Source organism: Bradyrhizobium sp. Ce-3 (genome assembly GCF_022835695.1).
Classification (GTDB): domain Bacteria; phylum Pseudomonadota; class Alphaproteobacteria; order Rhizobiales; family Xanthobacteraceae; genus Bradyrhizobium.
In genome coordinates this window covers 50,759-65,509 of the sequence record NZ_BQUV01000005.1, presented here as the reverse complement: position 1 = coordinate 65,509, position 14,751 = coordinate 50,759, and the positions used below count along the sequence as shown (strand labels likewise).

General features: G+C 64.8%; 13 protein-coding genes. 5 read left to right on the top strand and 8 right to left on the bottom strand.

Annotation, left to right across the window (positions count from 1 at the left end):
• Positions 1 to 121: 121 nt before the first annotated feature.
• Positions 122 to 1,375, bottom strand: coding sequence for a gephyrin-like molybdotransferase Glp (glp, locus tag BRSPCE3_RS18150; RefSeq protein ID WP_244067353.1), 1,254 nt, complete (start codon positions 1,373 to 1,375; stop codon positions 122 to 124).
• Between the two features lie 183 nt (positions 1,376 to 1,558).
• On the opposite strand from glp, the gene BRSPCE3_RS18145 reads away from it, so the two are divergent.
• Together BRSPCE3_RS18145 and mobA are read left to right on the top strand one after the other, a co-directional pair.
• Positions 1,559 to 2,443 carry a formate dehydrogenase accessory sulfurtransferase FdhD gene (locus BRSPCE3_RS18145; protein ID WP_244067352.1) on the top strand — a complete coding sequence of 295 codons (885 nt, stop codon included), beginning with the start codon at positions 1,559 to 1,561 and terminating at the stop codon, positions 2,441 to 2,443.
• Positions 2,436 to 3,053, top strand: coding sequence for a molybdenum cofactor guanylyltransferase MobA (mobA, locus tag BRSPCE3_RS18140; protein ID WP_244067351.1), 618 nt, complete (start codon positions 2,436 to 2,438; stop codon positions 3,051 to 3,053). The genes BRSPCE3_RS18145 and mobA overlap by 8 nt, the downstream gene beginning before the upstream one ends.
• A gap of 118 nt (positions 3,054 to 3,171) precedes the next feature.
• Here the strand turns inward: mobA and BRSPCE3_RS18135 are convergent, their stop codons facing one another.
• The gene (locus tag BRSPCE3_RS18135; RefSeq protein WP_244067350.1) at positions 3,172 to 3,810 is read right to left on the bottom strand and encodes an HD domain-containing protein; all 639 of its coding nucleotides are present in this window, start codon (positions 3,808 to 3,810) and stop codon (positions 3,172 to 3,174) included.
• 230 nt (positions 3,811 to 4,040) lie between these two features.
• Positions 4,041 to 4,337, bottom strand: a complete 297-nt coding sequence (locus BRSPCE3_RS18130) for a hypothetical protein (RefSeq protein ID WP_244067349.1) — start codon at positions 4,335 to 4,337, stop codon at positions 4,041 to 4,043.
• A gap of 216 nt (positions 4,338 to 4,553) precedes the next feature.
• On the opposite strand from BRSPCE3_RS18130, the gene BRSPCE3_RS18125 reads away from it, so the two are divergent.
• On the top strand, positions 4,554 to 5,546 hold the full coding sequence (locus tag BRSPCE3_RS18125) for a hypothetical protein (RefSeq protein WP_244067348.1): 993 nt from the start codon (positions 4,554 to 4,556) through the stop codon (positions 5,544 to 5,546).
• A 65-nt stretch (positions 5,547 to 5,611) separates the two neighbouring features.
• On the opposite strand, the gene BRSPCE3_RS18120 is transcribed toward BRSPCE3_RS18125, so the two are convergent.
• From BRSPCE3_RS18120 to BRSPCE3_RS18100, 5 genes are all read right to left on the bottom strand, one after another.
• On the bottom strand, positions 5,612 to 5,923 hold the full coding sequence (locus tag BRSPCE3_RS18120; protein WP_244067347.1) for a hypothetical protein: 312 nt from the start codon (positions 5,921 to 5,923) through the stop codon (positions 5,612 to 5,614).
• Entirely contained in the window at positions 5,920 to 7,545 is a 1,626-nt protein-coding gene (locus tag BRSPCE3_RS18115; protein ID WP_244067346.1) for a hypothetical protein, read from the bottom strand. Before BRSPCE3_RS18115 ends, BRSPCE3_RS18120 begins: the two co-directional genes overlap by 4 nt.
• Before the next feature lie 123 nt (positions 7,546 to 7,668).
• Entirely contained in the window at positions 7,669 to 8,646 is a 978-nt protein-coding gene (locus BRSPCE3_RS18110; protein ID WP_244067345.1) for a LysR family transcriptional regulator, read from the bottom strand.
• A gap of 393 nt (positions 8,647 to 9,039) precedes the next feature.
• Positions 9,040 to 10,602, bottom strand: a complete 1,563-nt coding sequence (locus BRSPCE3_RS18105) for a 2-isopropylmalate synthase (RefSeq protein WP_229195760.1) — start codon at positions 10,600 to 10,602, stop codon at positions 9,040 to 9,042.
• Between the two features lie 347 nt (positions 10,603 to 10,949).
• Positions 10,950 to 11,564, bottom strand: a complete 615-nt coding sequence (locus BRSPCE3_RS18100) for a bifunctional transcriptional activator/DNA repair enzyme AdaA (RefSeq protein ID WP_244067344.1) — start codon at positions 11,562 to 11,564, stop codon at positions 10,950 to 10,952.
• Between the two features lie 125 nt (positions 11,565 to 11,689).
• On the opposite strand from BRSPCE3_RS18100, the gene BRSPCE3_RS18095 reads away from it, so the two are divergent.
• Positions 11,690 to 12,127: a nuclear transport factor 2 family protein gene (locus BRSPCE3_RS18095; RefSeq protein WP_244067343.1), complete on the top strand. Its 438-nt coding sequence runs from the start codon at positions 11,690 to 11,692 to the stop codon at positions 12,125 to 12,127.
• 274 nt (positions 12,128 to 12,401) lie between these two features.
• A complete protein-coding gene (locus BRSPCE3_RS18090; protein WP_244067342.1) occupies positions 12,402 to 14,597 on the top strand; it encodes a hypothetical protein in 2,196 nt (731 codons plus the stop codon).
• Positions 14,598 to 14,751: the final 154 nt, after the last annotated feature.

Below are 14,751 nucleotides of genomic sequence, written 5' to 3'. Positions count from 1 at the left end.
CAGGCAAGCAGATTTAGAACGCCTCTAGGAGCGTCGGGTTGCCGCGCCCGTTGTTAGCGTTTGCCTATCGGGCGATCTGGTTTTGCTATCGTGCGGACCGATCTCGGCCGCGGTGCTGCTGTCACAGCAGATCGGCGTAGCCGAGAAAGCCGACGGCATCGCCCGGTTCGACCCTCACGATGGATTCGCCGAGTTCGATCAGCCCGTCGGTCTCGACCAGCGACGACAGCAGCCCGGCGCCTTCGCGGGGAAACTTGGTCGCCTCCAGCGAACCGTCCGCCGCCCGGCGCAGCGAGGCGCGGACATATTCGCGGCGGCCGCTCTTCTTCTTGTAGCTAAAGGCGGCCCGAACCGGCATCGGCAGCAAGGGCGACGGCACCGCGCCCGCGAGCGCCAGCACGGTCGGGCGCACGACATGGACAAAAGTGACGAAGCTCGCCACCGGATTGCCGGGCAAGCCGATCAACGGCGTACCGTCAATGATTCCCATCGCCACCGGACGGCCCGGCTTGATCGCCATCCGCCACAGCACCAGCGAGCCCGCCTGCTCGATCCCGGCCTTGACGTGATCCTCTTCGCCGGTGGAGACGCCGCCGGTGGTCAGGATCAGGTCGTGGTCGCGCGCAACCTGCTTGAGCGCGGCAGTGAGCTCGGCCTGCTCGTCGCGCAAGATACCGAGATCGCCGACCTCGCAACCGAGCCGGCGCAGCATCGCCATCAGCATGAAGCGGTTGGAATCGAACAATTGCGCCTCGGCACGCGCGCTCCCCGGCGCCGCCAGTTCGTCGCCGGTGGAGAACACGCCGACACGCAGCCGCCGCACCACATCGAGCGTGGTGAGCCCGAACGCCGCCGCGAGCGCGATGTCCTGCGGGCGCAGGCGCCGGCCCGACGCCAGCGCGACATGCCCGCGCGCAATGTCCTCGCCGGCCGGACGGACATTGGCGCCAGGCTTCAGACCGGTCGGCAGAATGACGTGGCCCGCATCGTCGATCCGCACATCCTCCTGCATGAACACGGTGTCGGTCCCGGCGGGCATCGGCGCGCCGGTGAAGATCCGCACCGCCTGACCGCGCCGCGCGGGCTCGGCCGGCGCCCCCGCCTGCACCCGCCCGGCGACGGGAAACGCGCGCTCGCCGCTCGCCGGCAGGTCCGCGCCTGCCACCGCGTAGCCGTCGACAGCGGAATTCATGAACGGCGGCAGCGGCAGGGGTGCAACAACATCGCCGGCCAGGATGCGGCCGTCGGCGTCGACCAGCGCGACGGCTTCCGTCTCGCCGACCGGTTTGACGCGCGCGGCGATGATCGCGACGGCTTCATCGACCGACATCATCGGTCCGCCGAATGCGAAGCAATCGTCCGAAAGCTGCGCCATGATGTCTCTCAGTCCTCGGCCATCGACAAGATTTGTTCGACCCAAATCGCGAACTGCGGCGTTATCCTAAAGCCGGACCGGCCATACCGGTTCCGGCAAGACGGCGGAGAGTGGCCAGTCGGTCTCCGACCGTGCTTATATCCCCAGCTGCGTTGCCATGTGAACCCATCCGGACGTCTAGCAGTGCCCGAGAGAACCACCGCACCCATCATTGTTCCTGATCCGGACGATCCGCGCCTGACCGAACGCGTGGTCGGCATCGATCAGACCGGCGCGCAGACCGAGATCAAGGTACCGGTGGAGCGTCCGCTGACGCTGTATCTCAACGCACAGGAGATCGTCACGATGATGACGATCAACGACCATCCCGAATACCTCGCGCTCGGCTACCTCCTGAACCAGAACATGCTCAAATACGACGACGTCGTCACCGAGGTCGAATATGACGACGATCTCGAAGTCGTCGTGGTGCGCACGGCGCATCACACCAATTTCGAGGCCAAGCTGAAGAAGCGCACGCAGACCTCGGGCTGCGCCCAGGGCACCGCGTTCGGCGACCTGCTCGAAGCGGTCGAGAAGGTCGCGCTGCCGAAGGCCGAGCTGCGGACCTCCTGGCTCTACCGGATGACGCACACCATCAACACGATGCCATCGCTGTACCTGGAAGCCGGCGCCATCCACGGCTGCGTGCTGTGCAAGGAGGCGACGCCGGTCTGCTACACCGAGGATGTCGGCCGGCACAACGCCGTCGACAAGATCGCGGGCTGGATCTATCGCCACAATGTCGATCCCGCCGACAAGATCCTCTACACCACCGGGCGGCTCACCTCCGAGATGGTGATCAAGACGGTGCGGATGGGCATCCCGATCCTGGTCTCGCGTTCCGGATTCACCGCATGGGGCGTCGACCTGGCGCGGCAGGTCGGGCTGACCTTGGTCGGGCGCGCCCGCGGCAAGCGCTTCATCGCGCTGTCGGGTCAGGAGCGGATCGTCTACGACCAGAACCTCGATTACGTCGAAGAGGAATCGATGCGGCACAAGCGCAAGGGCGAGGCCGACAATGACTGATATCCCCGGCGTATTGCTGGCCGGCGGCCTCGCGCGGCGGATGGGCGGCGGCGACAAGCCGATGCGCAAGATCGCCGGCCGCACCATCCTGCAACGGGTGATCGACCGTCTCGCCCCGCAATGCAGCGGGCTGATCATCAACGCCAATGGCGATCCCGCGCGCTTCGCCGCGTTCGGCCTTCCGATCATCGCCGATGACGTCGCCGACCACCCCGGCCCCCTCGCCGGCATCCTGGCCGCGCTCGACTGGACCGCTGCCAACCGACCCGATGTGAAATGGGTGCTGAGCGCCGCAGGCGACTGCCCGTTTCTGCCGCGCGATCTCGCTGCCCGCCTCGAGCACGCGCGCGCCGCGGAGAATGCCGAGCTCGCGGTCGCGTCATCCGGCGGGCAGGTGCATCCGGTGATCGGCCTCTGGAGCGTGCGCTTGCGCAGCGAATTGCGCCACGCACTGGTCAAGGAAGATGTGCGCAGGATCGACCGCTGGACCGCGCGCTATCCGCTGGCAACGGTCGAATGGCCGATCGAACCGCTCGATCCGTTCTTCAATGCCAACACCGTTGAAGACATCGCGGAAGCCGATCGCCTTGCTGCGCTCGACGGCGGCTAGAGCATTTTCGGTTCTGATTGAATCAGAACCGAAGCTCTAGATTCTTGTTCTGACGCGTTTTCTTCACGCGAACCGGTGTCCACTTCGCTCGAAAACGCTCTAACGTCCGCCGCCCCGCTTAGCTCGGCCACGGCGTGTTGCGGATCCTGGTGCAGGCGTTCGGCCGCTGAAATGTCGGATCGCGCTCCGCGACAAAATCGAAATTGACGGTGCCGAACGTGGTCTGCGGCTTCTTCAGGGCCGAGCAGGTCTGAACCTCGATGAACGCGTTCTTGAAGTCACCGCGCGGAAACGCGGCAAGGACGCCGTCGCGCTGTTCGGCGGTATAGTCGTCGTATCCGACACCGACGGCATCGACCAGGACACCCGCATTGGTGAGCGCGATTTCCGGCCGCATGAATTGCGGGATGCCGGGCGTGGTGTGCAGGGCGACCGCTTCCCACACCAGGTCCGCCTTCGGCTCAGGGATGCCGTGGCCGCTGAGAAACTTGCGCGCCGCATCGGCACCGTCGACTTCAAACCGTCTGGTCTCGGTATGGAAATGATCGACAAGGCCGAGATCGTGAAACAGCGCGGCGACATAGAGCAGCTCGGAGTCGAACGTCAGATTCTGCCTGACGCCCTTGAGGGCCCCGAACACAAACACCCGCACCGAGTGATTGAACAGCATCTCGGTCTCGTATTGCCGCACCAGCTCAGCGGCTTCGCGCGCGATCCTGCTGTCGGGGATTCGAATACCGGAAATGATCTCGGCCATGATCGCGCTCCTGCCCGCTGCGGTGATTCCTCGGTTCTTACCTAGCGCGCAAATGGCGAACCGTAAGGCCCGCGCCGCATGAAGATTTGACATTGGGATAGTGAGCCTGATGCAGTATGCCGCTCAGGCCGCGCCCACCCGGCGCGGCCGCCTGGTGTCGCGTGTCCATCGCGACGGACAGCAAGAGACCGCCCGAAGGCGGTCTCGCACGCTAGAGAGAAGGCGCTCCGTCAGACATCGACCTGAACGGAAAGGTTGGATCGTACCCATTCCGATTGCCCGGCCTTCAGCCGCTTGGCTTGAAATTCTGCGAAAGCCGGGTCGGCACCAAGCGAGGCGAGGCTCCGCCCATAAGCCTCGATCCTATCGAAGCGCGCGACGAAAGCGTAGTTGCCCACTTCGCCACCGATCACCGACCAGTAGCTAACGTCGGCCCCGTGCTTCCGCCAAAGCACCGCACCGTCCTTCAAGCTGCAAGACGGCCGCAAGATGACTACCGGGTTTTGGATGCGAAACGAACTGCACAACTGCAGGCATTCTCCCCTCCATTGATAAAATATGACGCCAAACCAGGTGGTCGCGTAATGCCAGCGAGAATTCCAAGCAGGCCGTCTCAGGCTTGATCTGGATCAATCCCTGTCTCCAGAAAACAGCAAACCGGCATGAACATTTGGGCGGCCAAAGCCACTAAGCTCATGACGAGCATCTGCTGCCAGGGCTCCTCATCGAGATCGGAGCCGGCGATGCAGCGTCGAACGAAAGGTGTTTTGGTTGCCGGCAGCCTGGCCGCCGCGACTGTCGTCGCGACGATCGTCGCGCTGACCGGGGCGCTCGCGCGGAGCCTGGATCGCGGTCACTATTGTGACACCGGTTTTTCAACCTTGATCAATTGTACCCTCCACTTGTCGACGACAACCACCAGCCAAGGGACCCCGATATTCGGCGCGCCGTCGAGCACGACGAGCACGCCCCCACCCGGCTCGCACGACACATCTCGGCCGATCTCCACCGACATGACGATGTGGGCCGTTGCGCACTGTCCCCGGAATACCATCGCCAGGCGCCTGCTCTGCGCCGTCCCCCGGGCCGCGGCGCTGGCGCCGGCTGAGCGCGGCGATCTCGCCGCGGGCTTGCCGCTGCCCAAACCCTGGGTGCTCAGGACCGCGAAGAATTCGCCGTTCATCGAATCGGTTCACGTCGAGACGCCGCTCGGTCTCGCTGATACGCTCGGCTTCTATCGCGCCGCGCTGAGCAAACGCGGCTGGACCGAGAGTGGCGACGCAGTTGTCGAGCCGGACCGGGCTGTGATGACGTTTGCAACATCAGATGGACCGGCGCTGCTGCGGCTTATCCATCAGGACGACAGGACCATCGCCGACCTGTCGCTGCGCAAGCCTGCCGCCGAAAATCTCGTCACTCATGCCGGCCTGCCGCCACGACCAGGCCAGGTGAAATTGAAGCTTGGCAACGCCGCGGACGAAGACGCCGTCATCAGCATCAATGGGCAGACCATCAAATTGGCGGCTCGCGCGGGACGCGATTTGGAGCACGCCGGCCAAACCGGAGGCAGATCGCCTGATAGCCCGGAGATCGATCTGCTGCCGGGCAAGGTCAAGGTTACCCTCAAGGTCGCGAGCGGCGCGGCGGAGAGCCGGGAGTTCGAGGTCGCGGCCGACGAGACCTGGGGCCTGCTGGCCGGCCCGGCCGGCGTCCCCCTCCCCATGCGGCTTTACTGAATCGCCAACGTCGATGTTCGCGCCCGAAGCCGGCCCCGTTACGGCTGGAGCGGCAACGGCCGTCGTCAAGACGGGCATGCTGTTCGTGATTTTACTGGCATTGCTGATAGCGGCTTAGCGCCATCGGCTTCCGCCGCCCGCAGATAATCGAGCATCGGACGGCTGGTTGCGGACAGATGCGCGGCATCGCGCACCACGATCGTGAACTCGCGCCGCCCCCAGCCGTCGCGCAGCGGGATTGCGCGAAGGCCCAAGCCCGCGCCGACCACCTCGAAGGCGCGATCGGGGATCAGCCGATCGCGCGCGCTCCTGCTTTGATCCGGGCGAAGTCTTGCCGCAAGCAACCGGCCACGGCTCCGCCCGTTATCGTCAATCAATGCCCCGCGGCGATCCGGGTCGGACCGCAGACGTCGTCCTGCGCGTCGTGGTCGTTGTCGTGGCCGCGACCATCGTCCTTCATCCGGCCGTGATCGCCATCGCAGTTGACCGGAGCGAACGACACGCCGCGATAGACCGAACCGAACGCGGGCGGCACGACGACCTCAAAAGCTTCATATGCCGGCAGCTGCGTCGCGGCGATCCTGTCGGTGATCGCAACGATCCGATTCGGATCGGCGCCGGGCTCGACCGAAGTGCTCACGGTCGACGTCACCGCGAAAATCGTCACGGTGCCGTCGCGATTGACGCGGCCGGTGATGTTGCGCAGGCCGCCGGTTGCCGGATCGGTCGGATATCCGTTCACATGATAGGACGTGCCGAGGTTCAGGCCCTTCTGCAAGGTGTAGGCAAGGCTCCAGCTGCCATTGGCATAGATCCATTTCTGCAGGCCTGATGTCGGCGACGTGGCGGCGGCGGCCAGATTGCCGTCGCCTTCCTGGGCGACATAGAGCGTCGTTGCATTGGCGAACCAGATGCCGAAGGGATAGAAGCCGTTCGCGCCCGAATTCGCCGAGGGATTGTTCGGGAAGCCCGGAAGGATGCTGAACGTCGTCGACGCGGTGGCGGTCCGGGTCGGCAGAACGCCGGACTGGCCGACCTGATAGACCGTGTTGATGCCGTTGCTGCCGCTGCCCTTGGTCACGTAGAGCGTGTTGCCGGAGATCGCGATGCCGCGGAAATTGTCGTCCTTGCCGGACTTGTCGACGGCAAAGCCGAGCTGGGCGACCGAGAAACCGAACTGGAAGCCGTTCTTGCTGCCGGGCGTTCCCTGCTGCACGCCAACCACGGTGTCGGAACCATCGACACCCGGCGTTGCGAGTTGCACGCCGGTGTCGTTGACGACGAGCACCGGCTGGATGCCGCTGCCGTTGCCGGCATTGCCGACCGTGAAATACTGGTCGGCCTGGGTGCCGTTGACCTTGTTGGCGCGGATCGCGCCGCGGCCGTTATCGCCGCTGTAGACATTGACCTTGGTCCGGTGCAGCGAGCCGTCGAAATCCAGCTCCGCCACCACGCGCGCATGCACGCCGGTATCCGGATTGGTGGGATCGACATGGTTGGGAGAATTGGAGTTGGAGACGTCCAGTTCATTCACCGCAGCATCGTAGCCCATGAACGTCACGGCCTTGCCGTCGGGCGACAGATGCAGCGACAATTCCGACTTCGAGCTGAAGCTCGTTACCGCCACGTCCGCCGGGACGGTCAGCGCGCCGATCTCGCGAAGGCGATGCCCTTCCAGATGATACTTCTTGATCACGACCGGCGCGGTCACACCGAAGTTCGAATCAACGGTGACGTTGTTGAAGACAGCCGGATAGGTGCCGTCGGCCACCGCCTTCGCGCCGGTCGGCAGCGTCTGGCCCACCGTGACGGTCGATGCCTTGCCGGCATAGACCGCGGTGCTGACGAGCAATTCATGCGGATTGCCAACGGTCTGCGAGAGCGCCGGATGGACTGCAAACAGCGCCGAAGACAGCGCTGTGCCCGCGATCAGACGGCTGACGATGGCGCGGCGAATGGTTTGCGGAGTTGCCTGCGAATTGGCGATTGAATTGAACATGAGCCCCCATTTTTAAAAATTGGAATGGGCTCCACATACGGGGGCGATCGCAACACCCATGTGACAGATCGCCGCAGTCGGGGTCACATTGTGGACATCTCGCGGCGCGTCTGCAGTTGCAGGTCAGCCGGCCTGTCTGACCCGGTTCGCTTCGATCGCGCGCAGATAGTCGAGCATCAGACGGCTGGTTGCGGACAGATGCGCGGCATCGCGGACCACGATCTTGAGCTCGCGCCGTCCCCAGCCGTCGCGCAGCGGGATCGCGCGAAGGCCCATGCCGGCGCCGACCACCTCGAAGGCGCGATCGGGAATCAGGCCGAGCCCCATATTCGCCTGCACCATGCGGCAGACCGCGTCGAAGCCGGGCACGTTGATGCGCAGCCGCATCGTCTTGCCGGCTTGCGCGGCGGCATATTGCGAGCGCAGGTAAATCGAGCTCGCGGTGTGCAGGCCGACATGGTCGTAATCGAGCGTCTCGGTGAACAGCAGTTTCTCGCGGTCCGCCAGCGGATGGTCGCCCCGCATCACCACCACCAGATTGTCGTAGCGGTAATGAAAGACCTCGAGCGCACGGCTGTCCGCCTCGGCCGAGCAGATGCCGATGTCGGCCGCGCCCTCCTCAATGCCGCGCACCACCTGCCCGCTCGGCCGCTCCTGCAGATCGACGCGGAGCAACTCATGCGCTGCGAAAAACGCCGAGAGATCCTCGGGCAGATGCTGGACGATCGCCGACAGGTTGGCGAGCATGCGGACATGGCCGCGCACGCCTTGCGAGTACTCAGACAGCTCGACCGCGATCTTCTCCACATTGAGCAGCGTGACCCGGGCGTGATGCAGCAGTGCCTCGCCCGCCGGCGTCAGTGCCATGCCCTTGGCGAGCCGCTTGAACAACGTGACGCCGAACGCCAACTCGAAATCGTTCATGCGCTTCGACACGGCGGAGGCCGCGATCCCCTCGCGCTGCGCCGCGCGGGTGAGATTCTGCTCGTCGCAGACGGCGACGAACAGGCGGAGCGTGGTGAGATCGACGCGGCGCGTCAGCGCGGTCTCGGCCGGCGTGGCGGCACGCGGAACATCTGACACGATGGAGGCAAGCGACATGGCGGCGTCCCCGGGAAAGGCCGCAGGGTAACGCTGGGACGGACGCGGAAGATTCCAAAGCACCGCGACATAGAACGGATTATTGGAATAAGATTCCAACAACGATCGAAATGGGCATATTCCATCCCAAGCTGATCACCCGCAGCATTGCGAGAAGCGCAGCGACGAAGTCTGTTCCCCGTCACCCTGAGGTGCGAGCGGAGCGAGCCTCGAAGGGCGACGGCCCGGGTCTTTCCGCGAGGCGATTGTTAAGTGCTGAAGCAGCGGGGCCGATTCATCCTTCGAGGCTCGCAAGAGCTCGCACCTCAGGATGACGGGTTTGGATCCGTGCGTTCAAAACAAAAACGCGGCGCCGGGGCGCCGCGTTTGCAAAATGCTTGATCGAGCGAACCGTCAGCCCGCGACCTTGGTGGCCGGGACGTCGCGCTGGCGCTTCATCACGATCTTGTTCAGCGCGCCGAGATAGGCCTTGGCCGACGCGACCAGCGTGTCCGGATCGGCCGCGCGCGCGGTCATCGAGCGGCCCTCATGGGCCAGACGCACCGAGACTTCGGCCTGCGCGTCGGTGCCTTCGGTGACCGCGTGGACCTGGTAGAGCTCCAGCTTGGCCTCGTGCGGCACCAGGCGCTTGATGCAGTTGAAGACGGCGTCGACCGGGCCGTTGCCCTCGGCCTCCTCGATCTTGATCTGGCCGTCGACGTCGAGCTTCATGGTCGCGCGCTGCGGGCCATGGGTGCCGGCGATCACGGTCAGCGAGGTCAGCTTGATGCGGTCGTGCGCGGCCGCCATCTCCTGGTCGACCAGCGCCTCGATGTCCTCGTCGTAGATGTCCTTCTTGCGATCGGCCAGCGCCTTCATTCGCGTAAAGGCATCCTCCAGCTGGTTGGCGCCGAGCTTGTAGCCCATCTCCTCCAGCTTGTGGACGAAGGCGTGGCGGCCGGAATGCTTGCCGAGCACCAGCGACGACTGCTTCAGGCCGACCATCTCGGGCCGCATGATCTCGTAGGTCGAGGCGTCCTTCAGCACGCCGTCCTGATGGATGCCGCTCTCATGGGCGAACGCGTTACGGCCGACGATCGCCTTGTTGTACTGCACCGGGAACGAGGTCGCCGCAGACACCACCTTCGAGGCGCGGGTCAGCTGCGTGGTGTCGATCTTGTTCCAGTACGGAAACTTGTCGTTCCGCACATTGATCGCCATCACGATCTCTTCCAGCGCGGCATTGCCGGCGCGCTCGCCGATGCCGTTGACGGTGCACTCGACCTGCCGCGCGCCGCCGACGATGCCGGCCAGCGAGTTCGCGACCGCCATGCCGAGGTCGTTGTGGCAATGCACCGAGAAGATCGCCTTGTCGGAGTTCGGCACCCGCTCGATCAAGGTCCGCATGAAGTGGGTGTATTCCTCCGGCACGGTGTAGCCGACGGTGTCGGGGATGTTCACCGTGGTGGCGCCGGCCTTGATCACGGCTTCCACGATCCGGCACAGATAGTCCATCTCGCTGCGGGTGCCGTCCTCGGCCGACCATTCGACGTCGTCGATCTGGTTGCGGGCGCGGGCGACCATCGCGACCGAGGTCTCGATGACCTCCTCGGGGGTCTTGTTCAACTTCACCCGCATATGCAGCGGCGAGGTCGCGATCACGGTGTGGACGCGGCCGCGGCGGGCGAACTTCACGGCTTCGGCGCAGCGGTCGATGTCGGCCGGGTGGGCGCGGGACAGGCCGGCGATGACCGAGTTCTTGGAGCGGCGGGCGATCTCGCTGACCGCCTGGAAGTCGCCTTCCGAGGTGATCGGGAAGCCGGCCTCGATGACGTCGACGCCCATATCATCCAGCAGCTCGGCGACCTCGAGCTTCTCCTCGAAGGTCATGGTGGCGCCGGGGCATTGCTCGCCGTCGCGCAAGGTGGTGTCGAAAATGATGACGCGGTCCTTCTCGGACTTATCAGCGGTGGCCATGTCAGAAATTCCTTTGAGCTTTTGCGCCCGTCATGTTGCTGGGCGATTATCAGGGTCCGGTGATCTCGTACAAACCCCTGAGTGCCCAGGCGCAAACGCCCAGCCGGCCCTCAGGGGCAGGTAAGAAGCAGGCCGCCAATAAGCAGGGTGGGCGCTGCGGCCGGGATCGTGGCGGTAGCCTGGGCCACCTCCCCCGAAATCCCATCGATTTGGCCGCGAATCAGCATTGCCAGACCCTGTTGAGCGCCGAAATCCTCGGGCAAAACCGTTGACGGTTGGTTGCCGGGAGCGCTTGAGCGCCGTCGTTCTAGACGATTATGGCAAGCCGCCGCAATGGGTAAAGATGGTCAGCTGGGTTGACCTATCGAGTGGGCATGGCCCGGCCCCGTCCCCCATCTCCGCCCGCGCGCGCTCGCGCGCAGGCTCGACGGCGAGCGGCCATAGAGGTCGGCGAAGGCGGCGTTGAAGCGGCGGACGCTGCCGAAGCCGGCACGGAAGGCGATCTCGGTCATCGCATCATCGGTGCCGTCGATCAGACGCTTGGCGCGCTGGACGCGGCGGGTCGTCGCGACCTGCTGCGGGCTGGCGCCGACATGGCGCTCGAACAGCCGTCCAAGATGGCGCGAGGTGATGCCGAGCCGGTCGGCCAATGCCGCGACCGAGCCGCGCTCCAGCGCGCCGCCGTCGATCAGCTTCAGCGCCCGCGCAACCGTGGAGCGGGTGCCGTTCCACGCCGGACAGAACGGCGCGGTTTCGGGTCGACAGCGCAGGCACGGCCGATAGCCCGCCGCCTCGGCCGCGGCGGCGGTCGGGTAGTAGGTGACATTGCGCGGCAGCGGATGCTTCACCGGACAGACCGGGCGGCAATAGATCCGTGTGGTCTTCACCGCGGTGAAGAAGCGGCCGTCATAGCGCACGTCGCGCCGCAGCCGCGCCGCGTTACAGACCTCGAAGCTGAGCATGGCCGGACACTAGCGCATCACGCGATCGGGGAAAGTGGCCGGCGGTGATGAGGTCCGATTCCGGCCAGCACCAAAGGCTGCGCCGACCTAGATCGAGCCGATCGATCACCCCCGGAGAAATCGACATGACCAGCCCGACCACCAATGAAACCGCCAAGGAAGTCGTCCTCAACGCCTGGCAGACCTTCAGGACCCGCGACGCCGAGCTGATCTCCGCCATGTTCGCGCCGGATGCCGAATGGATCGCACCGGCGCGCAACGCTACCGCGGTCGCGCTCGATCATACCGATCACATGATCGGAGCGGATGCGATCGCGCGCTTCATCTCGACCGAGATGCACCGCCTGTTCTCCGAGATCGACATCGCATTCCGCGCAGTTCATGCCGACGGCGACTGCGTGATCGTCGAGGAGCGCATGCAGGCGACGCTGCCGGGCGGCCGCCCCTACGACAACGATTACTGCTTCGTGTTCACGGTCGAGGCGGGCCGCATCAAGCAGGTGCGGGAATATATGGATACGCGCAAGGGCTGGCAGATGGTGTTTGGCGAAGCTGTGGTGTGAGCACGGCCATTGCCGACTGGTGAGGAACCCGGTGCTGAAAAGACCCCCTCCCCCTGTCGCTCCTCACATCGTCAATCGATGCCAAGACAACGCCGCGTGACACGCCCGCAACGAAACCTTTCCTACACCATGACTCCATGCCCGGCAGCGGCGACAAGCGCGGCGCGCAGGCGGCCGGGCAAATCAATCTTTGCTCAACGGGTTGCATCTAATGTGCCGGCGGCGACCGGGTGTTAAGGGCGCGTGATTTATTGGTTAAGGAGATATCGGGATCATGCCCGCGACGAACGTGGCCGAAGGGCTCAATCAGCGACAGGCCGGCTTCAATCTCTTCCTCGTCGGTTTCCTGATCCTGTTCCTCGAGCTGGCCTGCATCCGCTGGTTCTCGGCCAAGGTCGTGTTCCTGCAATTCTTCACCAATATCGTGCTGCTCGCAGCCTTCCTCGGCATGTCCTGCGGCTGCCTCGCCGCGCGGCGGACCACCAACTGGCTTGCGCTGTTTCCCGGGCTCGCTTTCGTGACCTTCGCCGCCGTGGTCACGATCATGGTGCTGTACTTCAACTGGGGCAAGTTCGCGGTCGACGTCGGCCATCAGGCCTCGCCACAGGAAGTGTTTTTCGGCACCGAGTATCGCAACCCGGATCTCGCCAAGTTCGTCGTGCCGATCGAGGCGATCGCCGGGCTGTTCTTCGTGCTGATCGCGCTGATGTTCGTCGGCCTCGGCCAGACACTCGGCCGCGCCTTCGACGCCTATCCCAACCGCGTCGCCGGCTATTCGCTGAATATCGGCGGCAGCCTCGCGGGCATCGTCGGGTTCTCGCTGCTGTCGTTCGCGCAGGCGCCGCCGGTGGTCTGGTTCGGCATCAGCTGCGCCGGCATCGTCTACCTGCTCTACCAGGACAAGGCGCTGTCGATCCTGCGCCTCGCCACGCTGGTCATCGTGGTGGGATTTACCGGATGGTACACCGACCGTTCCGACAGCCATGACGTCCGCTGGTCGCCCTACTACGCCGTCGACCTGAACAAGGCGAGCGGCGAAATCACCGTCAACAATATCGGTCATCAGGAGATGATGCCGTTCAGCGAGCGTGGCTCGTCCTATTCGCTGATCCATCTGCTGCAGAAGCACAGCGGCGGCGCGCCGTTCAAGGATGTCATGATCATCGGCGCCGGCTCCGGCAACGACCTGGCGCACGCCTTGCGCTTCGGCGTCGAGCGCATCGATGCGGTCGAGATCGATCCCGTGATCCAGAACATCGGCATCCACAACCATCCCGACAAGCCCTATCAGGATCCGAGGGTGGTGCCGCATCTCGACGACGGCCGGCATTTCCTGCGCACCACCGAACGCAAATACGATCTGGTGGTGTATGCGCTGGTCGACTCGCTGATCCTGCACAGCGGCTACGCCAACATCCGGCTGGAAAGCTATCTGTTCACCGAACAGGCATTCCAGGACATCCGCCGCGTGCTGAAGCAGGACGGCATCTTCGTGATGTACAACTACTACCGCCAGGGCTGGATCGTGCAGCGCGTCGCCGAGATGGCGAAGCAGGTGTTCGGCTGCGATCCGCTGGTGCTGCCGCTGCCCTACAAGGAAACGCTGACCTCGTCCGAAGCGGTCGGTTTCACCACCATCATCGCGGGCTGCAATCCGCGCATCTCCACCGCGTTCCGCGACCGCGGCCAGTTCTGGCTGAACAGCATTCCGCCGGAAAACCTGGCGGTCGATGGCTTCGACAAGCCGCAAGAGAAGGCAGCCGCCCGGCGCGGCGACTGGGTGCCGCTGGCGCCGGCGAAGCTCGTGATCGACAATGAGGGCGCCAAGCAATCGACCAGCGACGACTGGCCGTTCCTCTATGTCAGCGGCAGGCTGATCCCCGATCTGACGGTCCGCTCGATGATCCTGCTCGGCGTGCTCGGGCTCGGCCTCGTCTATCTGTTCAAGCCGAAGGGCGCCTGGCGGCCCAACAACCGGATGTTCTTCCTCGGCGCGGCGTTCATGCTGCTCGAGACCAAGGCCGTGGTGCAGATGGCGCTGCTGTTCGGCAGCACCTGGCTGGTCAACTCGGCGGTGTTCTTCACCGCGCTGCTGCTGATCCTCGCCGCCAATCTGTACGTGATCAAGGTGCCGTCGACCCGGCTGGTGCGGCACTATGCCGGGCTGCTGGCGCTGCTGGCGGTCTCGGTGCTGGTGCCGCTGGACACGTTCCTCAGCGGCGGCATCGTCTGGCGCTACGTGATCCCGTGCGCGCTGGCGCTCGGCCCGATGTTCTTCGCCGGCGTGATCTTCGCCCGCTCGTTCCGCGACGAGGCCAACCCCGACCAGGCGTTCGGATCGAACATCGCGGGATCGGTGATCGGCGGCCTCGCCGAGTCGTGCTCGACCCTGCTCGGCTTCCGCTATCTCCTGATCGTGGCGATCGGCTTCTATCTGCTGTCTGCCTGGATGCCGTCGCGCAAGGGCTAGCGGCGGTGACGCTGATCTGACGCTGCCTGCGAGCAAGGGGACAAACCAACGGTAGGGTTCCCCGCCTCGCAGGCGCGCTGCCGAAATATCGAAAACAACCCCATGCACAGTAGCCGGCGGCTGCCGGCGGACACGGCAACTCGACTCGCCCTGC